Raw genomic sequence first — 26,492 nt, 5'->3', positions numbered from 1 at the left:
AGGGCTACAGAGAGTATACCATATTTCACTGGAATATAGTTACATTATTTAAGGAGCGATCTACTAGGTTGGATTGATTGCTTGAGCTAAGTTCGATTGATGGTTTGAGCTGGGTCGAATGGATTGCTTGAGCTATGTTCGATTGATGGTTTGAACTGGGTCGAATGGATTGCTTAAGCTATGTTCGATTGATAGTTTGAGTTGGGTTGAATGGATTGTTTGAGACATGCCGATTGCTGAGTTAAACGATTGGCTTTTGAACTGGCTCGGGTTCTGGGAGAAATAAGACTTTTCTAAGCTAGCCGGTCATGGTAATATTGAATTTGATTGCATTTGTATGTTGTTCCCTTCATTGAGACTAGTTGGTTATAGAGTTAATTTTTAATTCATGAGCGCATCTGTCCCACTCAGCCTCCTGCTGCTACTGAGCGGAGGGGATAGTGGACCAAAGGAGCTTGATACAGACCTGACAGATGGTGGCGGTCATGATGTTGAGGCCAAACCCGGCATCAGCCGGGTTTGGGGTACTGCTCCATGATAGGATAAGGACGAGGGCTTACTTGTCTGCTGGTGGAAGGTGAGCCATGTTGTAATTGGATTCAAACTGAACACTTGCGCAAAGATTGCTTTGTCGGACGGAGAAGTCGAGGAACATTTCGCCATGCGTCCAAGCTGATTTGTAATCCAGCGAGTCGATGGCCATGCGCAAAAACGAGATTTGTTGCTGTGGCGACAACCCGGTGACGGGCTGTTTCACGAGTTTGCCGTCTTTTGTCTCAAGCGGCAAATGCCGAATGCCGAACTTGCCGATGATGTTGTTTCGAATCTGAATAAATACGGTGCCGGAGGACAATTGGGACAGCTCGTTGCGAAGCTGCCTGAACACGATGTCCAGTTGCCGGGCTAATGAATTGTTAAACAATCTTTCATTACCTCCTTTCCACTGAATTGTAATATTCTGTATTTTCTAGGTCCCAAGGCATAGTATAGTCATCTTCGTTTCCTCTTTCAACAACCTTTTACATAATTTGTGATCAATAGACTATTAAAATAGCCCCAAAGAACTACTAAACCGCTATGTGGAACTACTTCAATTCATATACTTCCTCACTGCCGCAAAAAAATAAAAACCGTCCGAAACCGGACGGCTACTAAATCGTTTTTTTCTGTTCAACACCATTCTATTGGCTAAAAGGCACGTATTCACTCTTCCGCATTTCTAGAATTTTGGACACGGGGATCCCCGTCCTATTGTGGATGTCCATGACGGTGCAGCGCGGATTGATTTTCAAAAACTCCCGTATTTGCATAAAGTACCGGTTATTCTGCGCCTGACAGTCGCTGCAGTATTCCGTCACATTCTGCAAGTAGAGCTTGCCGCAGCTTTTGCAATTGTTCAGTGTCGGCACAAGCACCCCTCGTTTCTACACGGAATCCAGTGTAACTTTATTATATAAAACATCATGTTCGGGCTGCTAGTGCCATGAGAACTAGCAGATTCTACCTAAGAAGCAGATAGACCGCCTGAATTCGACATGCTATAATCTACCTAGTTGGTGACAAATTTCGGAAATGAGGTCTGATCCATGTCCTGGTTCCAAGCTCTTTCGTTCAAACGCAAACTGCAGACTGGTTGTTTTATCCTAGTCGGCGTATTTTCCGCGGTATTGCTGCTCTTCGCCGGCATGTCCGACGCATCTTTCTTCCCAGCGCTCGTACTCGCGATTGTGTTGATCTTGGCCAGTTACCCTTTTGTATTATGGTTAGAGAGAGCGCTTACAGACCCGATTGATTCCATGTCCCGCGTAGCCTTGAATATCTCCAAGGGCGATTTCTCCATCAAAGTTGAAGCGACCTCGAACGACGCGCTCGGCGAATTAGGACGGTCCTTCAACAAAATGATCGACAAGCTTCGCGACATCCTGAACGAAACGACGGGCATCACTCGCAATGTGGCCAACTCGTCCCGCGAGAGCAGCAACAAGAATCAGAACCTGAAGCAAGTGCTAGGCCAAGTTACATACAGTGCCAATGAGCTCGCCTCCGGCTCCCAGCAAATCGCCGCCGAAATCGAGCGCATGGCCTCCGCTATCAAAGAAATCGAGACCAAAGTCACGAATTATACAAGCTCCACCAAAGAAATGAACGCCAAGTCCGAGAACATGCTCTCTCTTCTCAATCAAGGCCGCACTGCCGTAGAAAGCCAGAGCGAAGGCATGCGCCGAAATGTAGAAGCGACAACACTGCTGTCTCAAACGATCGACCGCCTGGCCAAAGAAGCGAACGGCATTTCCGCAATCACGCATTCGATCTCAGAAATCGCGGAGCAAACGAACTTGCTCTCGCTGAACGCCTCCATCGAGGCGGCCCGCGCCGGCGAGCAAGGCAAAGGGTTTGCCGTCGTCGCGCAAGAAGTGCGCAAGCTGGCCGAGGAATCGGCGGCATCGACCAAGGAAGTGTTCAGTCTCGTCCGCAGCATTGGCCAAGGGATCGATCAAGCGCTTCAGCAAATCGGGCAAAACTCGAAAATCGTCGATACACAAACGAGCCTCATCCGCGAGACGGAAACGATCTTCGCTCGCATTGTTGACAGCATTCGCTTTATCTCGGAGCAAATCTCCCATTTCGCGGGCGAGAGCGATCGCATGCTAGATAGCGCCAAGATGGTTTCGTCTACGATGGACAGTATTGCAACGATCACTATTCAATCCGCAGCCGGTACGGAAAAAGTATCAGCGGCGATGAATGAACAAATCGCCGCTGTGGATGCCATGGTCGTCCAATCCGAGCAGATGGCCCAATCGGTAGGTCAACTGCAGCGGACGATCCAAATTTTTAGATTATAGAGTCCGTCATCTCCATGAACGCCTGTACGTCAGCGACTGCCAGATCGACGGCACCTTGCCAGAAGTCCGGTTCGGTCAAGTCGATACCAAGATGCTTCATCGCCAGCTGCTCGACCGTCATGCTACCGGTATCCCGGAGCAAGGCGATGTACTTGTCCTCAAAGCCGGCGCCTTCTTCGATCGCCTTCGCGTACAAGCCGGCGCTGAACAGATAGCCGAACGTATAGGGATAGTTATAGAACGGCACGCCGGTAATATAGAAATGCAGCTTCGACGCCCAGAAGTGCGGATGATACTCGCTTAATGCGTTTTGAAATCCGCGCTGCTGGGCGCTTATCATGAGCGCATTCAATTCTTCTACGCTCAGGAGGCCGGCTCTCCGCTTCTCATAGAACTCAGTCTCGAATAAGAACCGCGCATGGATGTTCATGAAGAACGCGACCGACCGTTGAATTTTGTCCTCCAGCAATGCCAGCTTCTCGTCTTCGTTCGTCGCGTTTTTCACAGCTGCATCGGACACGATCATCTCTGCAAAGGTCGAAGCCGTCTCCGCTACGTTCATCGCGTACTCCTGAGCAAGACCAGGGATGTCGTTCATGACATGCTGGTGATAAGCATGGCCGAGCTCATGAGCGAGTGTAGAGACGTTGGACGCCGTGTTCGCGTAGGTCATGAATATCCGAGTCTGCTCGCTGAGCGGAAACGAGGTGCAAAAGCCGCCCGGGCGTTTGCCTGCACGATCCTCAGCTTCGATCCAGCGCTTCTCGAACGCCATCTCGGAGAACTCCGCCATCTTCGGACTGAATCGGCGGAACTGCTCCACGATGAGCTTCGCCGCTTCATCGAACGGGTATGGCTTGGTAGCGGCCCCGATCGGCGCTTCGACATCATGCCAGCTCAGCGATTCCAGGCCGAGCAGTTGGGCTTTGCGTCGCAAGTAGCTGACGAACACCGGCTTGTTGCGCTCGATAACATCCCACATCACTTGCAGCGTCTTGGCCGACATCCGGTTGATGTCGAGCGGCTCCTTCAGCACCGAGTCCCATCCGCGGTGCTTGTACGTCTGCAGCCGGAACCCGGCAAGCCGGTTCAGAGCGTCGGCGCAATAATCGGCGGCTTCTCCCCATGCTTCTTCCCATTGCCGGAAGACGCGTTCGCGCACGACGCGGTCCGGGCTGTGCAGTTTATTATGGGCTTGACCGGCGGAAAGCTCTACCGTCTTCCCATTGTCGTCATATAGAATCCGGAATTTGCTGACTGCCGTATTATACATCTCGCTCCAGCCATGATAGCCGTCAACGGCCAGATCGCCGATCAACGACTCCAGCTCTGGAGACAGCTTCTTCTTGGCTAGCTGGCGACGTTCGTCGAGCGGGTACGCGATGGCCTCGAACGTCTCGGAGGCCAGCAGCTGCTGCCAGACGTCATCCGGAATTTGTTTCAATATTTGATCGAAATGCGTCAAAGCGGAGCTAAACTCCGCGCTCATCGTTGTGACTCTGCCGTTCAGCTGAACGGCCTTCTTATCGTTCTGATTTTCTGCCGTCAAACAGCCGACGAACGAGTCCGCTTCGCGGATGCCTAGCAAGATACGCTGCATCGTGTCTACAAGCGTTTCGAGCGCAGCCCCATGGGGATCTGCGAACGAGCTTCCGAATCCGGTCAGCTGCTCGCGAAATTCGTGAATTTGCTGCTCCAAGCGGTCCAGGAACTGAGCGTAAGCCGCAGAGGCGCTGCCTCCTGCGAAAATGATGTCCAAATCCCAGACGAGACTGAGCGGTTGCTTCATCTTGATCCACACCTTTCCATCAATAAGAGCTGGCATTCCCTATTTATTTAATCATACTTCCTGGATGAAATAAAATGCCGGGCGGATCCATGCCGTTTGACATCCTTCGAAAGTAGTGTATAACTAAAAGTATTCCTAACTTATGGGGGTCCTGGATGAAGCCGTTGCAAATTTCTCCCGAAACCGCGAAGCTGCTGGCCGCAAAATTGAATGTCCCGATCGAGCATCTCATGCATATGCCGCAACACATCCTGATGCGCAAGCTGATGGAGCTGGCCCAAGAGGAGAAGCCGGACGGGAAAACAGAGTCATGATTCCTTTTCAGAATACTTGCCCCTACGAGACGATTCGGGGCGATATTTATATCTCAAGCTGCCCATTCTGCGGGGCTGACAATGTAAGGCTGCCCTTAAGGAAGGACGACTTGGCGCCAATTCGAGACGGCCGCAAGCGGTTGATCGTGTTCCCATGCTGTCATGAGAAGATTACAGCCATCGACGCCGACGCCGATTACTTGCTCGCCGATCGACCGGTGCGCGCCAACCCGACTAACGATTGGTGATGCATCCGGATCTCAACCCGGTTTATCGGTGGACTGCCTAGCCCGCATGAAGTTGCCCAGGTGTTTTATCAGGAGCGATTCATTCATGGAAGATTATTTGTTTCCGGTTACGACCGCATGTACACTTGTTACACTCAGCTATATTGCGCTAAAGCTGCAAAACCGAATTGTCGACGGGGCCACCGAATCATGGGCCGTTCCCCTATTGACGGGGCTGTCTTCCATCTTGATGATGCTGTTGCCGATGCAGACGGAGTTGATCATCAACGATCTGCGGTATATTCCGATCATGATGGCCGGCCTGCGGTTCGGGTGGCCCATTGCGCCATTGTCGATTTTGCTGCCCGCGCTATTCATGATCTGGAACGACCCTCCCCATCTCCCGATACGGCGGAGAAGAATTTGTAGTGTTGAGCCACGCGACTGACGGTCGTTCCCTTGCGCTGCTGGCCGATCGGCTCCGTCGGATCATCACGGATTATCCGTTTGACGGACGTGAATTCCAGCCCGGTCAACAAATCTCCATCTCCATCGGGATTTCCGTTGCGGAGACGGTAAACGACGATCTGCTGCGGATAATGGCCGAAGCGGACCAAGCGCTCTACATGTCCAAGCGCAGCGGCAAAAACCGCTATACCTTTTATGATCCGACCCCAGGAGATCTCATCCACACGCCATCGTTGGAGCATGGGACATAATAAACCTCTGAATCGAATTCGATCCAGAGGTTTATTGGCATAGAAAGGGATGTATTATTTCTTCTTTTTCTCTTCTTCCTGGAGCTCCTCCGGCAAATCCAGCTTGTCGGCCAGCATGTCTTCGCGCGTCTGGACCCATTGCTCCCGGCAAGCTCGAATCATCGCCGCATCCATAATTTTTTTGTCATTGATAACCCGGCCGAACCAACGAACCGCCTCGTGGTATTTTTTCAACCGGCGGTTCAACTCACCCATCAAGTACATGAGCCGGGCATTGTTCATATTCTCCTCTTCCCCCTGGAACACCCTCACATAAGCGTCCAGCGCAAATTGGAGAAACCGCAGCTCCTGTTCCTTGTCGCTCTTTTCCCTATACAGCCATGCAATATGATGCAGCAATCCGGCCAGGATACGGTCCCGCTCACCCTTAATCTGGGCGCATAGCAGCGCCAGCTTGAAGCTCTGCATCGCCGTCGCCCAATCCCGTTCGCCGCCGAACTCCCTCGACACCCACTTGGACCCCAGCTTATCATAATAGTCGCTTTTTTGTCTGGGCGTCATTTTGTCCGAGAAGTTCTCGGTCATAGAGAAGCCGCAGAACGGACAAACCCGTACCACATAATACTCCGGGTTCATCTCCTTGTAATGCACGCAGAAGTCGGTGTCCGACCCTTTCGATTTTTTGAAGCTGGGCCTTACCTTCGACGTCTGAAACTGCTGCTCGCAGCAAGTGCATTTGACTTTGATTTGGTATAAGGGCGATACTTCCACCTCTAGCCTCCCTCTCCTACCCGTTCCCGGTTCCGGTTCAATTCGTATTCACAAAATGGTAGGCTGGTCCCTTCAGCCGCTCCAGCACCACTCGCTGCAAGTCCTCGTCAAGGCCGATCGCCATCAGGGCAACCGCCATACAACCCAGCCAAGCATCCGCCCGTTCGATTGTAATCGGGAAAGGCATATGCCTCGCCCTCATCATGGGGTGTCCGTACTGGTCCGAATAGAGCGTCGGTCCGCCGAAAAACTGGGTAAGAAATTGAGCCTGCTTCTCCATCACCGGCGTGATGTCCTTCGGGAAAAGCGGTCCGAGCAGCGGATGCGCCTGCACCAGAGGATAGAAGGCTTCAACTAGCCGGAGAACCGAGTCTGCTCCACCGATGAGCTCGTATAGGGTGGTTCTTTGCTGATCTTGATCGTTTTCCATCTGTCTGGGTCTCCTGTTTCAAAAAGATTTCGTACTTTCGTACCAAACATGCTATCCATTATTATACAACAAAAATAAAGCGACGCCATCTTTTCCCCTAAAGAAAAGGCGGCCTCGCTCTGGCGGTAGCTTCGACTAGTTCTCCATGTCGTCTTCAGACGAACTCATCAACGTTTCCTTGATCACAAACACGAAGGCACATACGATTAGTCCTGCCACAACGCTCATCATAGGCATCACTCCGTAGGCTTTTTTCAAGTATAGCACACTATGTAGCAAAATTCAGCAGATGGAAAAAAATATTGTATCCGTTTACATCCCCGTTTGTCCGCATGCCTCGCGGTTCGCTCACATATACGTATAGGAGGTTGTACCAATCTCGGAAAAGGGAAGGAGGACCGCCTATGCTCACGTGGCGACACGCGACGACCGCATGCCTGGCCGCGCTGTTCGCAGCCCTGGTCGGGCTCATGCTCGCTTACCCGAACGAAGCTTGGAAAGCGGCCCTCCAAGGCTTGTCCATCTGGTGGGACATCTTGTTCCCGGCACTGCTGCCATTCTTCGTCATCTCCGAGCTGATGCTCGGATTCGGCCTCGTCCATTTCCTCGGCACGCTGCTCGATCCGCTCATGCGTCCGCTGTTCCGCGTCCCGGGCATCGGCGGCTTCGTTATGGCGATGGGCCTCGCTTCCGGCTATCCGGTCGGCGCCCGCCTCACCGCGCAGCTATGGGAGCAGCGGCTCGTCACGCGTGAAGAAGGTGAACGGCTCGTCGCCTTCACGACGTCGTCCGACCCGATATTCCTGATCGGGGCCGTATCCGTCGGCTTCTTCCACGACGTGAGCCTTGCCGTCGTGCTGGCAGCCGCCCATTACGGCTCCTGCTTCTTGATCGGCCTCCTCATGAGGTTCCACGGCCGAAAGTCGGTCCCGACGCCGATGCATATTACGGAGGGGCGGCAAGGGATCGGCTTGATGAAGCGTGCACTTATCGCCATGCATCATGCCCGCATCCAAGACGGCCGCCCCCTCGGCGAGATGCTGCAGGAGGCGATCCAAGCTTCGCTGCGGCTCGTGATGGTCGTCGGCGGTCTGGTCGTCTTCTTCTGCGTGTTCCTGGAGATGTTAAACGTCACTCACCTGCTGAGAGGTCTTGCGCAAACAACCGGGTCGGCGCTGCGGCTCGTCGGCATCCCGCTGGAGCTGTCTCAGGCGATCGTAAACGGCCTGTTCGAGGTGACGCTGGGCGCCCGCTCCGCCGCCGATGCCGGCGATCACCTCGCCTTGGTGCATAAAGTCGCCGTCGGCGCCTTCATCCTCTCGTGGGCCGGCATCTCCGTCCACTCCCAAATCGTCAGCCTGCTAAACCGGACGAATCTGCGCTACTGGCCGTTCATAGCCGCAAGGCTCGCTCATGCCGTGTTGGCGACGGCCGGCGTCTACTTGCTGTGGACGCCTCTCGCTTCCGTACGCAGCGCCGTCTCCGCCGCGTTCCCGCAGCTTGGGCCGAGCCTGGAAACCGGCGCCGGGGTTGGAGGCGGAGCGGCCGAAGCCGCTCAGTACGGGACAGGTCTCCTGCCGTGGCTCTACACGGCTTCGATAGGCTTGCTGCTCATGGTGACAAGCTTGCTGCTCTTGATGGGCGCGCTATATGCGCTTGGACGCCCGCTCCTGCGCCTCCTTTTCCAACATCGCCCTCTCTCCCGTTAACCATCCCATTGTAACTTTCCCCGGAATTGATTATGATGAGACTAGCCTAGCATCGTACAGGGGGAGAGCCCGCAGTGAAATACAATATCGTCCATCGGGGCGACGAGATCTCCAGTAAGACGAAGGACCGGGTTCATGAGCTCGCGGCGGCGCACGGCATGGAGCTGGACGAGCAGCAGCCCGACATCGTTGTATCCGTCGGCGGCGACGGCACGATGCTGCACGCCTTCCACATGTACAGCCACCGGCTCGACGACACCGCGTTCGTCGGTATTCATACCGGACACCTCGGGTTCTATGCGGATTGGAAGCCTGCCGAGGTGGATACGCTCGTGAGCAGCATGGCCGCCGCGAAGGCCGCACCACCGCTTCGCACGGTGAAGTACCCGATCGTGCATATCGAGATCGTAACCGAACGCGGCACCGAGACGCATCTGGCGTTGAACGAGTTTACGCTCAAGGGCGGCGGGGCCACCCTGGTCGCCGAGCTGCACATCAATGACGAGCGGTTCGAGATGTTCCGGGGGGACGGGATATGCATCTCCACCCCATCCGGCAGTACCGGCTACAACAAGAGCTTGAACGGGGCGATTCTGCACCCGTCGCTCGAGGCGATCCAGATCGCCGAGATGGCTTCCTTGAACAATCGCGTGTACCGATCGCTCGGCTCGTCCATCGTGCTGCCGAAGCATCACCATTGCGATATTTACCCGAAGAAAAAAATGAACATGCTGCTGACGATCGATCATCTTAATGTAGAGATGAACGACATCCTCTCCATTCGCAGCATGGTCGCCGAGAAAAAAGTGTGCTTCGCCCGGTTCCGGCCGTTCCCGTTCTGGAATCGCGTGCGCGAGGCGTTTATCGGCGAAATCATAGAATAGCACAAAGAACAAGCTCAGGGATTAAGTTCCCTGAGCTTGTTCTGTCTTCGGCGCGCCGCCTCGAGGACGGTCGTGGCGCTCTTGGTTGCGGTCCTGGCCGCGCTCGCGCTCGGATCGTTCGCCGCGATCCTGCTTGTCCTGCGGCGGCTGGCGATCCGGGCGATCCCCGCGGAGGTGCCTGTCGTTGCGCTCCGGATGGCGGTCCGGACGCTCGCCGCTCCGCTGGTCTTGGCCGCGATGCTCCGGCCTGCCGCCCCGGTCGCGCTGCTCTGGCCGGTTGTGGCGCTGCTCCGGGTGGCGTTCGCCCCGGTCGGTGCGGTGTTCACTGCGATCCGTACGATGGTCGCCGCGGTCCTGGCGATGCTCAAGGCGGTCCGGACGCTCCGGGCGGTCGCCTCGATGCGCCTGACGGTCCTGCTTGTCCGGGCGGTCGCCCCGCGCCACATCGCTTTTCTCGTGGCGGTCCTGACGCTCCGGCTTCTTGCCGTTGTTGCCGCCGCCGTAGGTATGGCTTGTCCCTTTGGAGCCGCCTTCCTGTCGTCCGGCATAATCGTGCCGCGACGGATGCGGATGCAGGTGCTGTCTAGGCGGCGGTAAATTGACGCCGTTCACTTGGGCTTGCTCCCCCTCGGCAGCCAGTCCCTCATAATCGGGTGAATCCGAATCCCGCGTTTCGCCGTCGGCGAGCGGGGACTTGGGGAGGTTCTTGGCATTAACCCGCTCCAACACGAAATAAGCACAGCCGAAATTGCAATACTCGTTCAAGTAGTCCTTCAATCCGGCTACGGTAGTGTCTCTCGTCGACTTCTGATTCGCTTCCTTGAAGAAGCCTTTCAATCTGAGCTGGTTGTATCCCCAGTCGCCTACGATGTAGTCGTATCGCTCCAGCACCTCGCTGTATCGGTCCCGTAACGCCTCAAAGTTGTACGCGTTCCGATAGTCGACTACGACCTCGTAAGCGCGGCCTCCGATATGAATCAAAGGCTTCCCCTCCCCTCCGTGCTAGTTAGCTGGCGGATTCCCTATCTCTTGCTTCCTATGTGCTCGCTTTCGCTTCCGCCGAGCGCACCTGCTCATGCGCATGGTAAGAGCTGCGGACGAGCGGTCCGGATTCGACGTGGCTGAAGCCCCGCTGCATTCCTTCTTCCTTCAGTACGGCGAACTGCTCGGGCGTGTAGTACTTCTTCACGTCCATGTGCACCTTCGTCGGCTGCAGGTATTGGCCGATCGTCATAATGTCGCAATCGATCGCCCGGAGGTCGTCCATCGTCTGGAGAATCTCATCCCACTCCTCGCCGACGCCGACCATGAGGCTCGACTTCGTCGGGATGCTCGGCTGCATCTGCTTGGCCCTCGCCAACAGCTCCAGCGACCGGCGATATTTCGCCTTCGACCGTACTCGATCCGACGTACGCTCGACCGTCTCGAGGTTGTGGTTCAGAATGTCCGGCTTCGCGTCCATCACGATGCGCAGCGACTCTTCGTTGCCCATGAAGTCCGGAATCAGCACCTCGACGCCGCACATCGGCAGCCGCTTGCGAATCGCGCGGATCGTCTCCGCGAAGATCGAGGCCCCGCCGTCAGCCAAGTCGTCTCTGGCGACGGAGGTAACGACGCAATGCCGCAAGCCCATCTGCTCGGCGGCTTCCGCTACCCGCTCCGGCTCCTGCAGATCCAGCTCGGTCGGCAACCCCGACTTCACCGCGCAGAAGCGGCAAGCACGAGTGCAGATGTCGCCTAAAATCATAAAGGTTGCCGTGCGGTTCGCCCAGCATTCGTGTATATTGGGGCATTTCGCCTCTTCGCAAACGGTATGCAGCGTCTTGGAACGCATCATTTGCTTCAGTTCCTTGACATGGTGAAACTCGTCGGCCGATGTCAGCTTGATTTTCAGCCAGTCCGGTTTCCGTCCGATCGGTTGCTTGGTAGCCATTTCTATTCCCGCTTTCCACATCATGATCCATGCTAAATCTGATGATATTATACCATGAATGCCGCGACATGCCACAACCCCCAACTTTGTGATACACTGAAGGATAGAGAGGATAGTCCATTGGGAGCTCAAGCGGCTACCTTACGGATAGGAGAGGATGAAACGATGGTCATGAAAGCGAACGAATCGATCCGCGAAGCCGGCCTACCCCTGGAGCAGAAAGACGCCTTGCTGGGTGATATTTTCCGCGAAATGGGCCGTGTGATGATTGCCTTCTCCGGAGGCGTGGACAGTACGTTCGCGCTGAAGCGCGCGCATCAAGTGCTGGGGGATCAAGTGCTGGCCGTTACGGCAGCTTCCGAGACGTTCCCGACCCGGGAATTCAATGCAGCCGTTCGAATTGCCGAGGACATGGGTGTCCAGCTTATGAAGACAGAGGTTAGAGAATTCGACAACGCCGATTTCGTCGCCAACAATCCGGATCGCTGCTATCATTGCAAAACCGGACTTTATACGCATTTGAAGCAGCTTGCTGCTGAACACGGCTATCCTTATATCGTGGATGGCTCCAATATGGATGATCTAGGGGACTACCGCCCGGGTTTGCAAGCCAAAAAGGAACAAGGTGTCCGCAGCCCGCTGCAGGAAACCGGCTTTTATAAGGAAGAAATCCGGACGTTGTCCAAGGAGCTGGGGCTAATCACCTGGAATAAGCCCTCGTTCGCTTGCCTCTCGTCCCGTATACCGTATGGTACGAAGATCGAACGCTACAAGATCGACCAGCTCGACGAGGCGGAGGACTACTTGTATCAGCTCGGGTTCTGGCAAGTGCGGGTACGCCATCATGACAAAATCGCCCGGATCGAAGTGATGCCGGACGAAATCGCCCGCATAATCGAGCTGAAGGAAGACATTTACCGCAAGTTTACATCGCTCGGCTTCACCTACGTCACGCTCGACTTGGCCGGTTATCGGACCGGCAGCATGAACGAGGTGCTGAAGGCGGCGGGTTTATCATCCAAGAAGGAAGCGACCTCGTAATGGGACATTCGGAACAGCTGGATCTGGAGCAATTGTTGAAGCTCGTCCAATCGGGCGAGCTTGATATAGGCGAGGCGAAGCGCCGGCTGGAGCGGTCGGCGCTTGCGGAGGCTGGGGACGGCGCTGCTGGGGCTGCCGATGCGAAGGTCGACGATCTGGGCTTCGCCCAGCTCGACCTCGAACGCGAGAAACGGACAGGCTTTCCCGAGGTCATCTTCGGCCTCGGGAAGACGCCGGAGCAGCTGATCGCCATCTTCGAGCGGCTCAAGCTGCACTCCGACCGGGTGCTCGCGACCCGCATCGACCCGGCTAAGGCCGACCGCGTGCTGGCCGCGGTGGACGGCGTCATGTACCACGCCACCGCTCAGGCGCTGACCTGGTTCAAGAAGCCGATCCTGAAGGTGAACGACGGCTATGTCGCCGTCGTCTGTGCAGGAACGGCCGATCTGCCCGTCGCCGAGGAAGCGGCGATTACGCTCGAATGCATGGGCAACCACGTCGAGAAAGTGTACGACGTAGGCGTTGCCGGCATCCATCGCCTGTTCCGCCGCCTCTCCGTCATTCGCGAGGCGAACGTCATCATCGTCGTCGCCGGCATGGAAGGCGCGCTCGCGAGCGTCGTAGGCGGCCTTGTGTCCAAGCCGGTCATCGCCGTGCCGACTAGCGTCGGCTATGGCGCGAACTTCGGCGGCATGTCCGCGCTGCTCACAATGATCAACTCGTGCGCAAACGGCATCACCGTCGTGAACATCGACAACGGCTACGGCGCCGGCTACAGCGCCGGCCTCATCAACAAAAACCGAATGAAAAGGCAGTGATCGCCGAAATGCGGATCTTATACTTAGATTGTTTCTCCGGCATCAGCGGAGATATGACGCTGGCGGCGCTCGTGGATGCAGGCGCCGATCGCAGCTACATCGAGTCGGAGCTGGCCAAAATCCGGGTCGAGCCGTTCCATCTGGAGTGGCGGCGTGTGAACAAACGGGGCATCTCCTCGCTGAAGGTCGACGTGTTGACCGATCCGGCGCACCCGCCAACTCAACATCGTCACTATTCCGACATTGTGCGGATGATCCGCGAAGCCGGCTTCAACGACAATGTAGTGGCGCTGAGCTTGGCCATTTTCGAGAAAATCGGCGTGGCGGAGGGCAAGATCCACGGCATCCCGCTCGACCATGTGCACTTCCATGAAGTCGGAGCGATCGATTCGATCGCCGACGTGATCGGCATCGCGCTCGCCATCGACTCGCTCCACGTCGAGCGCATCTATTGCTCGCCGGTGCCGCTCGGCTCCGGTACGGTGCGGTGCGATCACGGCATCTACCCCGTCCCGGCGCCGGCGACGCTCGAGATGATGAAGGGGCTGCCGATCGCGCCGACCGGCTACACGATGGAGATGACGACGCCGACAGGCGCCGGCGTCGTGGCCGGCATCGTGCATGATTTCGCGCGCGGACTGCCGCCGATGCTCGTCGAAGCCGTCGGCTACGGCGCCGGGACGCGCGACTTACCGGAGCAGCCGAACGTGCTGCGCGCCATTGTCGGCACGGCCGACCCGTACCTCGCGAAGTGGCAGGTGCAGCATGGGCTCGCCAACATCGAGCAGCGGGAAGCTATGCAGCCGGAGCACCATCATCACCATGGGCATGATCACGGGCACGGCCATCACCATCATGATCATGGGCATCACAAACATGGACATGATCATGGACATAGCCACCACGACCACGACCACGACCACGACCACGACCACGACCACGACCACGATCACGATCACGATCATGATCACGCCCACTCGCACGAGCACGAGTCGGCCTTGCCTCGCGGACAAGTGCTCCACGAGCGCAAGGTGCTGTATCGCCCGGACCATAGCCATAACCACAGTCACTCTCACACGCACGGGGATCACAAACACGAACACTGATTGCATAAAAAACCTGACCTGGCAAATACGCCGGTCAGGTTTTTTGGTCTTACTCTATTCAAATGGCGTTAATTGAGGGCAGCAGCGCTTTCATCCACAAACGCGTCCGACCCGATGGCATAAAATTTTTCCAGATATTGTTGGCCAAAAAGCTGATCGTACTGAAGCTCGCGATACTGCTCTACCGCAGCCTTCTCCGAATCCGGCACCGAGCTGTACAGCTGACCGGAGGCGTCGACAACAAGATTGCTGAGCAGACCCGGTAGTCTCGCAGACAGCCCGCCTGCAAACGCGAAGGTCGCCGGCTTCTCCATCTTCAGGCTGTTCAGCACGAACGCCCCCAAGAAGGAATTGCTCAGCACCGGTGGCACGTTCTGCGGCTCCATCGCAAAGTTCGCCCACATGACGAACGGCACACTGTGCATCCGCAGCTGCTCCTCAAGCGACCATTTCGACGCATCACCGGTTTGAATGAAGCCCCCCTGCTTGTATACGTCATAATCATAGCCCAGCATGGGTAGATGATCGCCGAAGAATACGATTAGTATGGGCTCATCAATCGGCTCGAACTGATCGATCAGCATTTGCAGACTGTTGTCGGCGTCTCGCACCCCTTGAGCGTAAGTTTCCAACTGTCGCTTGGCGTCCGGCGTAAGCGGCCCTTCCGCATGGACCGTGTTTTCTCCGTAGCGCATATCGTCATAGGGACCATGATTTTGCATCGTAACGGCATAGATGAACAACGGCTCTTCCGACTCGATCACAGCGGATGCAAGGCTTCTCGACACTTCGGCGTCGGCGATGTACCAGCCGCTGTATTCCGGATCGACGAACTGCTCCTCGCTCTTGAAGCTATCGAAACCGAAATGCTTGTAGACGGTCTGACGGTTCCAGAACCAGCCCAAATACGAGTGGATGGCAACACTCCGGTAGCCCTGCGTCTTGAAGTAACTGGCCAAACTGGGCACCGGCTTGCGCACATACTGCTGATACGGCACGGTTCCGGCAGGCAGTAAGCTTACGGACTGTCCGGTCAGAACCTCATACTCCACATTGCTCGTGCCGCCGCCGAATTGGGGGGATAACAAGTAGCCGGAGATGGCTTCATTCTGAAGCCGATGGAACGTCGGCAATGGATCTTCCGGAAACACAACCTGAGGCAGCAAAGTCGGGTCCCAAAAAGCCTCGTTCATTATGAAAATGACGTTCGGCTTCCGGCCATTCAGAGGATCGCTGCGGTAAGCCTGCCTCATCTGCTGCAGCTCCAGTTCGCTCAGCCCTTGCGCCAATGTGGCGATCGACTGTTCTCCGTAACCAGAAGGCTTGGGCACCACCATATTTTTCACATTCATCGCAAAAGCAAGCGTGACCCCGTTGCTCGCATAATTGCTCCGCTGGTCCCAGGAAATCTCGCTTACCCCGGCAGACCGGATCAGATTCTCGGCCCAATCCCAGCGGGTCCCGAAGGAGTATAGAACGAATATCGCGGCCAATCCGAGGCTCAGTCGGCTAACCAGGCGAAGGCCTATCCGGGGTAGGACGAGTCGCAGCAGAAAAACGCCAATAATAACGGCGCTGAGCAGAACGATCCGCAGCATAGCCGCCGGACCGGTCACCATAGGGGCGATATTGAGACTTTCTTTTCTCAACAAGACATCCCATGGAAAAAAGGGCTGGCCGATCATTTTCAGCTTGAGCATATTGATCATCGCAGCCCCCGACACCACCGCCGCCGCTGCTCCGATTGCGGGAATAAGCGAACCGATCAGGCCATACAAAAGGAGAAATACAAGTGCTTGAATAAACACATTCAGCAAGGCGATACTCCAGTTTCCTGTCATCCAGACCAGCGCCGCCGCGAACGAGCCCCGTTGCAGCCACTCCATCCCTAAAACAAGCAGCGGCGGCACTGTTCCTAACGCAAGCAGCTGTATGCCGATGCGAGCCGCTCGATTCTCATCCATCCATAACAGTCTAGTTCTTACATTCCTCCCGATCCACTGCATTTTATAATACACTTCCTTTCTTGGACTTCAATACCATACGTTTCGCCAATAGACTTTCAGTATAGTAAAGAAATCTTAAAGAAAGCTGAAAAAAACCTGAATTGTTACAAATTGGATCGTGCTGGTTCTATATAGGTCCGCCCAGATCCATATCGTGGCAGCGCTGACAAGCTGGGTCCCCGCAATGGGTCAAATGCGGGTCGGCGCGCAGAGCGTCCGCGGCGGCGGCGAAGGTCGCTCGTGCCGGGCACAGCGTCCACCGGCTCGAGCCGACTTGCAGCCGCCGCACTTGCAGCCGCAGCGCCTCCTCGAACCGGCCGAAGCCGAGCGAGCAGCTGCCCGCCGACACCTCGCGTTTGCCGCCGGCACCGTCGTTCACCCAGCGGATGAACGGGCGGCGGCCGGCTTGAAGCTCGGCGAGGTGCAGCAGCGACAGCCGGTCGTAGCCGACGCCCATCAGCACGGCCATCCCGCCCAAACGGACGAGCGCCGCCATCGGCGCCCACAGGTCTGCCGGCGTCTGGCCGGCCAGCAGGTCGTCCGCCAGCGGCCCGATCGCCGCGAACGAGTTCGTCGGATGCCCCCCGCGCTTGCGGCCCGGCATCCGCAGCACGGCGGCCGGCACCGCCCCCATAGACGCCAGATCGATGTCAGGCGCATCCGGATCGTAGACGGAGTCATGCTCGTCATACTCGCGCCGGGAATAATCGAAGCCGTTGCGTTCCGGCAACCGAACTCCCGTCGGCGGAGGAACTCGCAACGCCGTCGTAAAAGCCGGCACCATCACCGTGTTGCCGAATTCCAAGAGCGCCTCCACAACTGCTGCCGGCCCGCCCTCCACTCGGCCGAACGAGCGATAGGAGGCGTGCACGCACAACGCTTGATCCTTCAGCCCCGCTTCACGGATCGCATCGCGAAGTGCGGACTTGCTAAGCGAATCGGCTCCGTTCATTCCGCCTCCTCCTCTGCGCCAGCGCGGCCGTTGCCAAAAGACCGCCTCGCCGCCTCGTACACTTGCTTGAGCGGCACGCCATGTTTCCTCGCGGCCGCTTCGCAATCCTTGAATTCCGGTGCCGCCTGAACCATTTCTCCCTTGTAATAGCCTGTCTTGACGGTAATCGGCCCCCATGGCGTCTCTACCTGCTCGAACTTTCGCCCCAGCCGGTGGCAATCCGCGCGCAAATACCGCAAACCGAGCGTAGTCGTTTCTTGAAAAATGACCTGCTCCATCGCGTTCAGCTTCTCCTCGGAGGCGAGAACGTTCAGCATGAAGCCCGGCCGTCCTTTTTTCATCACAATCGGCACCCAATACACATCGTTCGCTCCGGCGTCGAAGAGCTTGTCCATCACGTAAGCGCACCACTCCGGATTCATGTCGTCCAAATTCGTCTGAAGGAGCACCATGCCTGCCTCGGTATGCTCCATTGCATGCTCGAACTTCGTCATCGCTTCTATGCCCCCTGGTCGATTCCTGTTAATCCTGCCGATCCCATCGTAGCAAATCCGGCCGCAGGAATACAATGCCTGGGAATGCACATGCTAACGGAAACGACAAGCGGCGACAGGAGGAAGTTCTGATGAAGTCCGCTACCTGGTTGAAAATAAGCATTTTAGCCGCAACATGCAGCATACTGGCGGTCAGTCAGCCGGCGAGCGGATACGCCGACCTTGGTTCGATCCCAGCCTCACGCGCAGCCAAGGCAGAGCCGCAACCGCAGCCCGAGAAATCGATGCAGACGATATTCGCCGAACGGCGAGCGCTCCTGGATCAAGTCAGCCATATGTCCGGCATCCCATGGACGCAGCTCGCCGCCGTCGATCAATACGAGCGGACGCTCAATATCGCCAACCCCAAGAAGAGGCCGACTCGCAAAGGATCCTTGATCGGCGTGTTTTACTCGGAGCAGGAATGGGCAGGCGCCGCGAACCCGGAGCAGGACGACACGAACCCGTTCCACATCGGCATCTTCGGCGGGACGGGTCGGGACGGCTCCGGGGACGGACTCGCCGATCGCAGCAACGACCTCGACCTGATCATGACCAAAACCGCTCAGTTGACCAAGTTCGGCATGTCCCCCGAGCAATTGCGCCATGGGCTGACCGAGGCGTACAAAAACCCGAGAGCTATCGAGCGGATCGATCAGTTCGTCCAAATTTACGAAACGTTCGGAACGCTGGACTTGCACGAGCATGCCTTCGTGCTGCCGATCGAGGCGGACTATTCGTTCCGGGATACTTGGGGAGCGCGCAGAAGCTGGGGAGGAGCCCGGGCCCATGAGGGCACCGATCTGTTCGCCCGTTACGGGGTGCCGGTCCGCAGCGCCTGTTACGGCGTCGTCGAGGTGAAAGGCTGGAACAATTACGGGGGCTGGCGCATCGGCTTGCGCGATTTGAACAATGTGTATCATTACTACGCACATCTGTCCGGCTTTTCCAAAACGCTGAATCAAGGAGATGTCGTCAAACCCGGACAAGTCATCGGCTATGTAGGCAGCTCGGGCTACGGCAAACCCGGCACCAGCGGCAAGTTCCCTCCGCACCTGCATTATGGGCTGTACCGGGACACTGGAACGAAGGAATGGTCCTTTGACCCTTACCCGTATTTGCGCAAATGGGAACGCGAGGATCGGCTGCGGTTGAAATCGAATTCGATGTAATATTAATTCTCCTTGGCAGCAGAGCGCCCCTGGAAATAAGGGGTGCTCTTGATTATAAATAGACTTTGTAAACCCCTAACAACCTACTCTAATAGTTCCATTAATCGTTCTATGTCCGAACTGTTGTTAAACAAATGTACAGATGCGCGCAGCCTGTTGTCTCCCCCCCACAAGAGCACGTTTTCCTTGCGAAGACGGTTAGCTTCTTGTTCCCCTTCAGGATGAACTATACAAACGTTGCCTGCTCTCTGCTCCGGTTCAATTGGAGTCATTACCTCGTATCCGGCATGCGTCAATCGTTCAATCAAGGTTGTTCCTAATGCCAGAATATACTTCTCGGTCTCTTCAATTCCTATATCCAACAATAGTTTACTGGAAAAATGCATGGAATAAATCGTAGAATAGCTTGGGTAACCCGTTTCAAATTTACGTGCATCTCCCCATAATTCGAACGATTCAAAACGATCTTCGCTGAACATATTGGCAACGCTTCTCCAGCCCACTGTAAACGGCCTGATGTGCTGAGTACGACGCGGGTTTATCGCCAAGATTCCTAACCCGTGCATGGACAGCAACCACTTGTAGGAGCTGCTCACAATAAAATCAGCATGATTGAGGTCCACCGGAACGGCTCCGAGTGATTGCGTAGCATCCAGTAGCAGCAGTGCGTTTGTAGTCTGGATGTGGCTATACAATTGTTTATAATCCAATCTTGCACCGGTTAGATAGCTTACATGACTGGTTATCACAAGTCTGGTCCGCTCATCAACCCGCGAGATGATATCGCTGATTGAGACCTGCCAGTCCTTATGCTGGACAACTCGCACCTCAATGCCAATTTCCTTCAGGCGCAGCCACGGCAACACCCCCGAAGGAAACTCCAGCGTATTGATGACAACGTTATCTCCTGACTTCAAATCCAATGACAAGGCAATAGCGCAGATTGCTTCTGATGAATTGGACAGAAAAGCGATATCCTCGGGCTTGGCATGTAATAAAGCGGCTATGTTCATCTTGCACTCGTGCTCAACAAACGAATGGAGCTCGCGTCCCTGTGGCCCTAAGCTTTTATTGTTTAAATATTTCATTACATGATCTAAGCAGCCTCGATGCGTGGGGGTTTCAGCGCCGCTATACAACCATGTACAGCTATCCAACCCGATGAATTGATTTCTTGACACCAAGGATTCCATATCGATCACCACATCTTTCTGCATAATGCATTACATATAATACTCTTTGTATTATATATATAAATAATCATTTTAAATCATGCTCCAGATGAATCACTTGTCCGGTCTCACAAGACTTCACAACTGCATCCGCAACCTCAATACCATGAACCGCATCTTTAAAGGAAATATAATCAGGCTCTTGATCTGTCGCAATACATCGACATATATACATAAGCTGTTCTCTTAAAGAGCCTATCGATTGGCCTAACATTTGGAAATGAATGTTCGTGTCGGGCGAGTTTCTCCCGGTCTCATTCCATATTTGCAAACCACAGCTTGAGGTATCGAAATGAGCCATTCCGCGCTCACCCACAATTTCAACGGAATCAGCAACGGCAATCCTCGCTTCCTCAGGCGTCATCCAGTTGCTATGCAGAAATGCAATCACACCGCTTTCGAATTCCAGGCAAACCCATAATACTTCAGGGGAATTAGCTCCCGAAATCTGCTTGCTGTAAGCCTTTACCGTTCTCACCCTGCTGTTCGTATACCAGATAGCCAAATCAAGATCGTGAATGGTTAATTCATAAACCGTATGTGTCCGTTGATAGGTTTGAAACAACGCTTTCGATCTGGAGCGTTTCAGATATAGACTTATTGGCTTCCCGATCTGGCGGGTCTGAATGGCTCGATAGATCTCCGCATACCTAGGATCGAAACGCAGCAGATGACCTGGCAACAACAAGCGGTTGTTCTCCAGTGCGACTTGCTGCATGAAATAAGCTTCATCCAGTCTTGTTGTAATTGGTTTCTCCACAAGTACATGCTTGCCTGAGCATAGAGCTAATCTCGCAGGCTCAAGATGCTGCTTCTCATAAGTAACAATACTGATCAGATCGATCTCATCATGGCTCAACAGCTGCTCATAATTCAAATATGAATTTGGTATTTGGTATTGAGCTGCCGCAAGGTTTAACCTCTCCACTCTGGAATCGCACACAGCTACCACATTGACATATGGCAATGAAGAGTACGCATCCAGATGACTCATTCCCCAGCTTCCCAAGCCAATGATGCCTACGTTTACCTGCTTCATCCTAAAGTCCTCCTTGAGGATCCAGGAATATTTTCCCGTTTGTTACTCGCCCTGCAACAAGATCAGCAAATGCAGCAGCACCCTCCGACAACGGCCTTACTTCCGTCCATCCTTGCTCGGTTACTTTTCCGCTTATTAGCAGGTCGACTGCATCCTTGAAGTCTTGTTGGGTGTAGCAAAAGGAGGATACTATCTCAATCTCCTTGCGAATGGCAACATTGATAGGAAGAAACGTACGATCCACCCCAAGGCCAATATTCATTAACACACCACCAGGATTTAGTAGACGAATCGCCGATTCTCGTGTTGGCTGGAATCCCGCACAATCTATCACTATGTCAATTCCTTTATCACTATTCTCTTCCAGGATTCGTTTATCCGCATCGTTGTGTTTGGGATTAATTCCAGCATCTACTCCTATCAACAGGGCCTTGTCCAATCTCTCCTCGTTGGTGTCTACCATGGTTATTCGGGCAGCGCCCAGTAGCCGCGCGATCATGGAGCATAACAAACCAATGCCGCCGGCTCCATATATTAACACATTAGCAAACGGATGTTCAGTCATAGCCCTTCTAGTCGCACGTAAGGAACAAGCCAATGGCTCGGCTAATGATGCACGGAAGCGATCGACTTCTTCAGGAATGGCAATCAGCGCACTTGTCGGTACGGCTACATATTCAGCGAAAGCTCCAGCTCGATGAATACCGATAATTTTGCGTTCATCACATAATTGTGTTAGCCCTCTCCGGCAGCTTCTGCAGCGACCGCAGAATAATAGCGGGTTAATCGCGACCTTCATTCCTGGAAGGAGCTCGCCAGCACGATCGACACCGGAACCCATCTGCTCGATACGTCCACTGAACTCATGTCCCATCACAAGAGGCGGGATACGCAGACTATTATGTCCAAGATAGCCCTCGATCTCAGAACCGCAAATCCCAACTGCCTCCACCCTGAGCAGTACCTCATCCTCGGCTGGAGCTATTACATCTCGCTCCTCCCAGTCCATCTTCTCTGCTGAATTCCAGACTAATGTCTTCATGTCGCCTTTACTCCTCTGTCCATTGAATTTATCTACAAGTTAGGAGGTACTTCTAATCGTTCAAAATAGCCGCACGCGATATCCACGTGCTTCCAAGCCTCCTTCATCAAACAAACACCATGACCCGGGAAGAGCGTATCAATTCGAAGTAAGCCCAGTTTGCTAAGCGTACGTGCGTAATCCTGAATACTACAATCCCATATGTTCTGTAAAACGATTTTGCCTCCAGCGAATAAAGCATCTCCACTGAACAACATTTTTTTGCCGTTTTGCTCAAGCAAAAAGCTGATATGTCCTTGAGAATGTCCCGGTGTCTCCAGTACCTTCAACTCCATATTTCCCAAATGAATGGTGTCATTCTCCACAACACCCTTGCTCACTTTGCAGCGGGGAAATTGAAAATCTTCTGGGTATATACCAGCCTTTTTTGCGGGAGCCAAGCTTGATTTTTCCTGATCGCCAGATTCGACCCATGGCTGAATTTCCTTGGAAGCAATCACTTCTATACCATATTGATTGCTAAAAAAAGCAGATCCTGCAGCGTGATCACCGTGGGCGTGGGTCAGGAGCAAATACTTGATTTGGTCTGGACGAACTCCCTCTTGCTCAATGTTTTGAATAATCTGCTCCGGATCCATCCCTCCTCCCGCATCAATCAATGCATATTGATCATGACCGCCGTCGACTAGATACACATTGCAATCCATAGAATGGCTTAACTGCAAACCGAATTTCCCACTTCCTACCATGTATACTTGGTCAGACAATTTCATCCTCTACCCCCCCTATTAGGTTCCTACCAATTCCCACACTTGGGCTCCATCAGAATGTTTGGGCAAGCCTCAAATAAAATTCAGCTGCCTGGATTACTCCATCAACCGGCACCCATTCTTCTCTTGAATGTGCTTGAGCAATCGAGCCTGGGCCGTAAACGATCGTAGGAATCCCTTTATACTGCTGAAGCTTACTAGCATTACTTCCATAAGGGACTCCGCAAAGCTCGCTTTTAAGACCCAGTGCCCGCGCCGCCTTTTGCGCGCATTTGACAACCTCGGCATCATGATGGGTATGGAGTGCCGGATCGTAGAGCAACGGGTCAATGGTGAGCTTCACTCCATAACGTTCCACATCGTTTCTAAGGGAGCTCTCAAAATCCATTAACACTTGTTGGGGGGTCTCTCCAGGAATAATTCTTCGGTCTACCTTTATTTCACAAGCTTCCGGAATAATGTTGATTTCTTCACCACCCGATATCGTCCCCACTGCGATCGTTGCCGCGCCGCACAGCTGTGTTCTTGACTCAATAAGCTGCGGCTCGATCTTCTCCTTGATATGGCGCAGTACGTGAACCATCTGATAGATGGCACTGTCCCCCTCGCTAGGCACAGAGCTATGAGCCGCTTTTCCATGCGTACGAATAAGAAATCGAGTACAACCCTTATGCTCTACGACGATGCTTAATTCCGTTGGTTCGCCCACAACAGCAGCTGCAATCGGAATATTCAGCTCCATGAAGGCAGTCAGTCCTCTATAGGCATGCTCCTCATCAACAGAAGCGCATAGGATCAAATCCGCATTGAGAAGCTCTGGCTGTAACGCACATTGCTCCATAGCATAGATCATCCCGGCCAATGTTGATTTCGTGTCGCAAGAACCGCGACCAAATAACTTACCTTCCCTATAGAGAGGGGTGAGCGGTTCGAGCATACTACCAAAGGAAACCGTATCCATATGGGCTTCGAACAATAACACCCGATCCGGATGTCCAGTCTTCAACTCCACGATCACGTTGTCTCGGCGAGGCAGCACCGGCTGCCTTGTTACTGAAAATGCTGAGTTGTTGAAACGATGTTCCAAATAATCGGCAATTCCGATTTCACCAGCGGAACTCCCGTCATAATGGGGATTGACGCTCGGAATTCGGATCAAATCTTCCAGAATCTCCAAAACCGGATGTGCACGATCCCCAAATATCTGCATATTGAACGATTCTCCCTTTATCAATCTATCTAGTAAAGTCATCATTAAACCATAGATGTCTTTCCATATCGCGATGATCAGACTCGGAGAGCTCGGAAAATTCGGTGTATGAACGATAAATGTGTTTTTTCATCACGGATTCCGCATATTCGGGATCTCGTTTCATCAAGGCTTCAACTAACTCCAGATGCTGATCCACTTCTTTCTGCTTAGTCGACTCTTTTCCCAAAATGCGATTCACAAGTGCAATCTGGAAGGATATCGATTCATAGCTGCGAATTAGACGGGTGTGTTCAGATAAATAAATAATCGACTGATGAATTTGTAAGGAGTCCTGCAGCAGGGTGCTCACAGACTCGTCCGTAAGCTTAGCTTTCATCTTATCGTAGAGATCCTTGATTCTATGGATGGCTTCATCCGAAGCACGCTGAGTGGCCAAGCGAATCGCAAGTCCCTCCAGCACGGAGCGAAGAGAATAAATTTCGAATACATCCTTCCTATCCAGCGTGCGGACCATAGGTCCCTTGTTCGGTACTATCACAATAATACCTTCCCCGGATAAATGCCGAATCGCTTCTCTGACGGGAGTTTGACTAATACCTAGCTCTTTGGCGAGCTTCGTTTCAATAATCCTGTCACCAGGATTTAATTGTCCCTCAATAATCTGAAGCTTGATGAACGATACTAAATCCTCGCTCATGTTTTGCTTTTCCATAAATCTCTGCTTAGTGATTGGATCCTTCATGCGCACTCCAACTTTCTGTGTATAGATTTCATGCAATTGTCCCTAAACATTCCCATTAAGGATTATATATAATATATCACGTCAGAATATAGTGTCAAGCGCTGAGCCGACTTCGACTACTCTTTGACACTCCCCAGAACCAACCCTTTCATGAAAAACCTTTGCAAGAAGGGATATAACAGAAGAACGGGCAAAGCCCCCATGAATACCAGAGCAGCTTTAATAGTTCTGTCGGATATTTCCTGAATATGCTTTAGATCTTCTTCACCGAGTTTAGTAAAATCCTTTTCAATTACAACAGTCTGCAAGTAACTCTGCAAGGGATATTTTTCAGGAGAATTCATATAAATCAGACCATCAAACCAACTGTTCCAATGCCCGACCGTTATCAATAACACAATCGTGGCAAGCGCCGGCAAGGATAAGGGCAAATAAATATGAATCAGCGTTCTGACATGGCCGGCTCCATCCATATACGCCGCTTCCTCAATTTCCTTGGGCAGTCCCCGAAAGAAATTAAGCAATAGAATAACGCTGAATACGGGAACCGCATTGGGCAGAACAAGCGCCCAGATGGAATCAAGAAGCCCTGTTGAACGAATGACCATATATGTGGGAATTAGTCCACCCTGAAACAGAATGGTCAATACAAACAACCAGGCATAAAACGTTCTTGGCCGGAAACGACTGGCTTCTTTGCTTAACGGATAGGCTGCCAGGACAACTAACAGCATATTCACTGCATCTCCAAGAATAACTCTTTGCACAGAAATCAGGAAAGCGTCCAGAAACTTGTCCGTTACAAAAATATACTCGTAAGATTTGAAAGTAAAATCAACCGGCCATATTTTTACAAGCCCGCCTGTAGCGGCAGCATTCGAGCTCAAAGAAATGGCTAAAACATGAATGAGGGGTACTACGCAGCCGAATGCGAGCAATGCAAGCAATACATGATTAGTTGCCTGGAATACTTTTTGTGAGGCGGATCTATGTCTGGCCATACGGATTACACCACTCCTAAAAGATTCGATAGTTAGCCAATCGATATGCTAGTACATAGGCAATGGAAATAAAGATGAGTGATATAACCGATTTAAACAAGCCTATAGCCGTCGCCAAGCTGTACTGCGCGGAAATGATTCCCATTCGAAAAACGTAAGTGTCAATAATATCGCCGCTGTCATAAACTTGCGGGCTATAGAGA

The 26,492-nt window shown here is 53.5% G+C and carries 27 protein-coding genes and 1 pseudogene; 11 read left to right on the top strand and 17 right to left on the bottom strand.

All coding sequences use genetic code 11. The features are described 5' to 3' along the window. Positions 1-556: 556 nt before the first annotated feature. Positions 557-922: an O-methyltransferase gene (locus PKO02S_RS25100; protein WP_127587376.1), complete on the bottom strand. Its 366-nt coding sequence runs from the start codon at positions 920-922 to the stop codon at positions 557-559. A 664-nt stretch (positions 923-1,586) separates the two neighbouring features. Between PKO02S_RS25100 and PKO02S_RS25095 the strand changes: the two genes are divergently transcribed. Beyond that, positions 1,587-2,846: a methyl-accepting chemotaxis protein gene (locus PKO02S_RS25095; protein ID WP_127587374.1), complete on the top strand. Its 1,260-nt coding sequence runs from the start codon at positions 1,587-1,589 to the stop codon at positions 2,844-2,846. Here PKO02S_RS25095 and PKO02S_RS25090 read toward each other — a convergent pair. Then, complete coding sequence (locus tag PKO02S_RS25090) at positions 2,836-4,635, bottom strand: M3 family oligoendopeptidase (protein ID WP_127587372.1); 1,800 nt, start codon at positions 4,633-4,635, stop codon at positions 2,836-2,838. The two genes, PKO02S_RS25095 and PKO02S_RS25090, sit on opposite strands and share 11 nt — an antisense overlap. Positions 4,636-4,790: 155 nt before the next feature. On the opposite strand from PKO02S_RS25090, the gene PKO02S_RS25085 reads away from it, so the two are divergent. The 4 genes from PKO02S_RS25085 (at position 4,791) to PKO02S_RS25070 (ending at position 5,895) form a co-directional block, all read left to right on the top strand. After that, positions 4,791-4,949 carry a YycC family protein gene (locus PKO02S_RS25085; protein ID WP_127587370.1) on the top strand — a complete coding sequence of 53 codons (159 nt, stop codon included), beginning with the start codon at positions 4,791-4,793 and terminating at the stop codon, positions 4,947-4,949. Further along, complete coding sequence (locus PKO02S_RS25080) at positions 4,946-5,197, top strand: hypothetical protein (protein ID WP_127587368.1); 252 nt, start codon at positions 4,946-4,948, stop codon at positions 5,195-5,197. Before PKO02S_RS25085 ends, PKO02S_RS25080 begins: the two co-directional genes overlap by 4 nt. Positions 5,198-5,282: 85 nt before the next feature. Continuing rightward, positions 5,283-5,624 carry a LytS/YhcK type 5TM receptor domain-containing protein gene (locus PKO02S_RS25075; RefSeq protein ID WP_164821679.1) on the top strand — a complete coding sequence of 114 codons (342 nt, stop codon included), beginning with the start codon at positions 5,283-5,285 and terminating at the stop codon, positions 5,622-5,624. Further along, entirely contained in the window at positions 5,608-5,895 is a 288-nt protein-coding gene (locus PKO02S_RS25070; protein ID WP_164821678.1) for a GGDEF domain-containing protein, read from the top strand. Before PKO02S_RS25075 ends, PKO02S_RS25070 begins: the two co-directional genes overlap by 17 nt. Positions 5,896-5,949: 54 nt before the next feature. Here the strand turns inward: PKO02S_RS25070 and PKO02S_RS25065 are convergent, their stop codons facing one another. Beyond that, positions 5,950-6,666: a DUF2225 domain-containing protein gene (locus tag PKO02S_RS25065; RefSeq protein ID WP_127587361.1), complete on the bottom strand. Its 717-nt coding sequence runs from the start codon at positions 6,664-6,666 to the stop codon at positions 5,950-5,952. A gap of 37 nt (positions 6,667-6,703) precedes the next feature. Next, the gene (locus PKO02S_RS25060) at positions 6,704-7,096 is read right to left on the bottom strand and encodes a globin domain-containing protein (protein WP_127587359.1); all 393 of its coding nucleotides are present in this window, start codon (positions 7,094-7,096) and stop codon (positions 6,704-6,706) included. A gap of 404 nt (positions 7,097-7,500) precedes the next feature. On the opposite strand from PKO02S_RS25060, the gene spoVV reads away from it, so the two are divergent. Together spoVV and PKO02S_RS25050 are read left to right on the top strand one after the other, a co-directional pair. After that, positions 7,501-8,805, top strand: coding sequence for a dipicolinic acid transporter SpoVV (gene spoVV / locus PKO02S_RS25055; protein WP_127587357.1), 1,305 nt, complete (start codon positions 7,501-7,503; stop codon positions 8,803-8,805). A 74-nt stretch (positions 8,806-8,879) separates the two neighbouring features. Then, positions 8,880-9,689, top strand: a complete 810-nt coding sequence (locus PKO02S_RS25050; RefSeq protein WP_127587355.1) for an NAD kinase — start codon at positions 8,880-8,882, stop codon at positions 9,687-9,689. Between the two features lie 21 nt (positions 9,690-9,710). On the opposite strand, the gene PKO02S_RS32950 is transcribed toward PKO02S_RS25050, so the two are convergent. Continuing rightward, a complete protein-coding gene (locus tag PKO02S_RS32950; protein WP_218033956.1) occupies positions 9,711-10,670 on the bottom strand; it encodes a YutD-like domain-containing protein in 960 nt (319 codons plus the stop codon). A 55-nt stretch (positions 10,671-10,725) separates the two neighbouring features. Further along, complete coding sequence (gene lipA / locus PKO02S_RS25040; RefSeq protein ID WP_127587353.1) at positions 10,726-11,622, bottom strand: lipoyl synthase; 897 nt, start codon at positions 11,620-11,622, stop codon at positions 10,726-10,728. Positions 11,623-11,787: 165 nt separating this feature from the next. Between lipA and larE the strand changes: the two genes are divergently transcribed. From larE to larC, 3 genes are read left to right on the top strand one after another with little or no spacing between them, the layout of a single operon-like run. After that, complete coding sequence (gene larE, locus PKO02S_RS25035; RefSeq protein ID WP_246067368.1) at positions 11,788-12,663, top strand: ATP-dependent sacrificial sulfur transferase LarE; 876 nt, start codon at positions 11,788-11,790, stop codon at positions 12,661-12,663. Beyond that, complete coding sequence (gene larB / locus PKO02S_RS25030; protein ID WP_127587351.1) at positions 12,663-13,481, top strand: nickel pincer cofactor biosynthesis protein LarB; 819 nt, start codon at positions 12,663-12,665, stop codon at positions 13,479-13,481. The genes larE and larB overlap by 1 nt, the downstream gene beginning before the upstream one ends. Before the next feature lie 8 nt (positions 13,482-13,489). After that, the gene (gene larC / locus PKO02S_RS25025; RefSeq protein WP_127587349.1) at positions 13,490-14,587 is read left to right on the top strand and encodes a nickel pincer cofactor biosynthesis protein LarC; all 1,098 of its coding nucleotides are present in this window, start codon (positions 13,490-13,492) and stop codon (positions 14,585-14,587) included. A gap of 68 nt (positions 14,588-14,655) precedes the next feature. On the opposite strand, the gene PKO02S_RS25020 is transcribed toward larC, so the two are convergent. The 3 genes from PKO02S_RS25020 to larC2 form a co-directional block, all read right to left on the bottom strand. Then, positions 14,656-16,593, bottom strand: a complete 1,938-nt coding sequence (locus tag PKO02S_RS25020) for an LTA synthase family protein (RefSeq protein ID WP_127587347.1) — start codon at positions 16,591-16,593, stop codon at positions 14,656-14,658. 127 nt (positions 16,594-16,720) lie between these two features. Next, positions 16,721-17,545, bottom strand: a complete 825-nt coding sequence (locus PKO02S_RS25015; protein WP_127587345.1) for an AAC(3) family N-acetyltransferase — start codon at positions 17,543-17,545, stop codon at positions 16,721-16,723. After that, the gene (gene larC2, locus PKO02S_RS25010; RefSeq protein ID WP_373865243.1) at positions 17,542-18,129 is read right to left on the bottom strand and encodes a nickel pincer cofactor biosynthesis protein LarC2; all 588 of its coding nucleotides are present in this window, start codon (positions 18,127-18,129) and stop codon (positions 17,542-17,544) included. The genes PKO02S_RS25015 and larC2 overlap by 4 nt, the downstream gene beginning before the upstream one ends. Before the next feature lie 41 nt (positions 18,130-18,170). Between larC2 and PKO02S_RS25005 the strand changes: the two genes are divergently transcribed. Then, complete coding sequence (locus tag PKO02S_RS25005; protein WP_127587341.1) at positions 18,171-19,250, top strand: M23 family metallopeptidase; 1,080 nt, start codon at positions 18,171-18,173, stop codon at positions 19,248-19,250. A gap of 83 nt (positions 19,251-19,333) precedes the next feature. Here PKO02S_RS25005 and PKO02S_RS25000 read toward each other — a convergent pair whose 3' ends face one another. The 8 genes and pseudogenes from PKO02S_RS25000 to PKO02S_RS32945 form a co-directional block, all read right to left on the bottom strand. After that, complete coding sequence (locus PKO02S_RS25000) at positions 19,334-20,443, bottom strand: aminotransferase class V-fold PLP-dependent enzyme (RefSeq protein WP_164821677.1); 1,110 nt, start codon at positions 20,441-20,443, stop codon at positions 19,334-19,336. Between the two features lie 67 nt (positions 20,444-20,510). Further along, positions 20,511-21,521, bottom strand: a complete 1,011-nt coding sequence (locus PKO02S_RS24995) for a Gfo/Idh/MocA family protein (RefSeq protein ID WP_127587337.1) — start codon at positions 21,519-21,521, stop codon at positions 20,511-20,513. 1 nt (position 21,522) lies between these two features. Next, entirely contained in the window at positions 21,523-22,563 is a 1,041-nt protein-coding gene (locus tag PKO02S_RS24990; protein WP_127587335.1) for a zinc-dependent alcohol dehydrogenase, read from the bottom strand. Positions 22,564-22,595: 32 nt separating this feature from the next. Further along, complete coding sequence (locus PKO02S_RS24985) at positions 22,596-23,336, bottom strand: MBL fold metallo-hydrolase (protein WP_127587333.1); 741 nt, start codon at positions 23,334-23,336, stop codon at positions 22,596-22,598. 49 nt (positions 23,337-23,385) lie between these two features. Next, positions 23,386-24,543, bottom strand: coding sequence for a M20 family metallopeptidase (locus PKO02S_RS24980; RefSeq protein ID WP_164821676.1), 1,158 nt, complete (start codon positions 24,541-24,543; stop codon positions 23,386-23,388). Positions 24,544-24,568: 25 nt separating this feature from the next. Then, complete coding sequence (locus tag PKO02S_RS24975) at positions 24,569-25,258, bottom strand: GntR family transcriptional regulator (protein ID WP_164821675.1); 690 nt, start codon at positions 25,256-25,258, stop codon at positions 24,569-24,571. 146 nt (positions 25,259-25,404) lie between these two features. Continuing rightward, the gene (locus tag PKO02S_RS24970) at positions 25,405-26,289 is read right to left on the bottom strand and encodes a carbohydrate ABC transporter permease (RefSeq protein WP_127587327.1); all 885 of its coding nucleotides are present in this window, start codon (positions 26,287-26,289) and stop codon (positions 25,405-25,407) included. A gap of 16 nt (positions 26,290-26,305) precedes the next feature. Next, positions 26,306-26,492, bottom strand: a pseudogene (locus tag PKO02S_RS32945) (sugar ABC transporter permease); the annotation flags it as partial.

The sequence above is a fragment of the Paenibacillus koleovorans NBRC 103111 genome (genome assembly GCF_004000845.1).
GTDB classification, from domain to species: Bacteria; Bacillota; Bacilli; order Paenibacillales; family NBRC-103111; genus Paenibacillus_AA; species Paenibacillus_AA koleovorans.
Note: the sequence above shows the minus strand (reverse complement) of the source record. Positions and strands in the feature narration are given on the sequence as shown.

Bases quoted from the DNA above. Each gene is read 5' to 3' on its own strand.
- PKO02S_RS25095 (WP_127587374.1), top strand. From the start codon at position 1,587: ATGTCCTGGTTCCAAGCTCTTTCGTTCAAACGCAAACTGCAGACTGGT.
- PKO02S_RS25090 (WP_127587372.1), bottom strand. From the start codon at position 4,635: ATGAAGCAACCGCTCAGTCTCGTCTGGGATTTGGACATCATTTTCGCA.
- PKO02S_RS25085 (WP_127587370.1), top strand. From the start codon at position 4,791: ATGAAGCCGTTGCAAATTTCTCCCGAAACCGCGAAGCTGCTGGCCGCA.
- PKO02S_RS25080 (WP_127587368.1), top strand. From the start codon at position 4,946: ATGATTCCTTTTCAGAATACTTGCCCCTACGAGACGATTCGGGGCGAT.
- PKO02S_RS25075 (WP_164821679.1), top strand. From the start codon at position 5,283: ATGGAAGATTATTTGTTTCCGGTTACGACCGCATGTACACTTGTTACA.
- PKO02S_RS25060 (WP_127587359.1), bottom strand. From the start codon at position 7,096: ATGGAAAACGATCAAGATCAGCAAAGAACCACCCTATACGAGCTCATC.
- spoVV (WP_127587357.1), top strand. From the start codon at position 7,501: ATGCTCACGTGGCGACACGCGACGACCGCATGCCTGGCCGCGCTGTTC.
- lipA (WP_127587353.1), bottom strand. From the start codon at position 11,622: ATGGCTACCAAGCAACCGATCGGACGGAAACCGGACTGGCTGAAAATC.
- larE (WP_246067368.1), top strand. From the start codon at position 11,788: ATGGTCATGAAAGCGAACGAATCGATCCGCGAAGCCGGCCTACCCCTG.
- larB (WP_127587351.1), top strand. From the start codon at position 12,663: ATGGGACATTCGGAACAGCTGGATCTGGAGCAATTGTTGAAGCTCGTC.
- larC (WP_127587349.1), top strand. From the start codon at position 13,490: ATGCGGATCTTATACTTAGATTGTTTCTCCGGCATCAGCGGAGATATG.
- PKO02S_RS25020 (WP_127587347.1), bottom strand. From the start codon at position 16,593: ATGCAGTGGATCGGGAGGAATGTAAGAACTAGACTGTTATGGATGGAT.
- PKO02S_RS25015 (WP_127587345.1), bottom strand. From the start codon at position 17,545: ATGAACGGAGCCGATTCGCTTAGCAAGTCCGCACTTCGCGATGCGATC.
- PKO02S_RS25005 (WP_127587341.1), top strand. From the start codon at position 18,171: ATGAAGTCCGCTACCTGGTTGAAAATAAGCATTTTAGCCGCAACATGC.
- PKO02S_RS25000 (WP_164821677.1), bottom strand. From the start codon at position 20,443: ATGGAATCCTTGGTGTCAAGAAATCAATTCATCGGGTTGGATAGCTGT.
- PKO02S_RS24995 (WP_127587337.1), bottom strand. From the start codon at position 21,521: ATGAAGCAGGTAAACGTAGGCATCATTGGCTTGGGAAGCTGGGGAATG.
- PKO02S_RS24990 (WP_127587335.1), bottom strand. From the start codon at position 22,563: ATGAAGACATTAGTCTGGAATTCAGCAGAGAAGATGGACTGGGAGGAG.
- PKO02S_RS24985 (WP_127587333.1), bottom strand. From the start codon at position 23,336: ATGAAATTGTCTGACCAAGTATACATGGTAGGAAGTGGGAAATTCGGT.
- PKO02S_RS24980 (WP_164821676.1), bottom strand. From the start codon at position 24,543: ATGCAGATATTTGGGGATCGTGCACATCCGGTTTTGGAGATTCTGGAA.
- PKO02S_RS24975 (WP_164821675.1), bottom strand. From the start codon at position 25,258: ATGGAAAAGCAAAACATGAGCGAGGATTTAGTATCGTTCATCAAGCTT.
- PKO02S_RS24970 (WP_127587327.1), bottom strand. From the start codon at position 26,289: ATGGCCAGACATAGATCCGCCTCACAAAAAGTATTCCAGGCAACTAAT.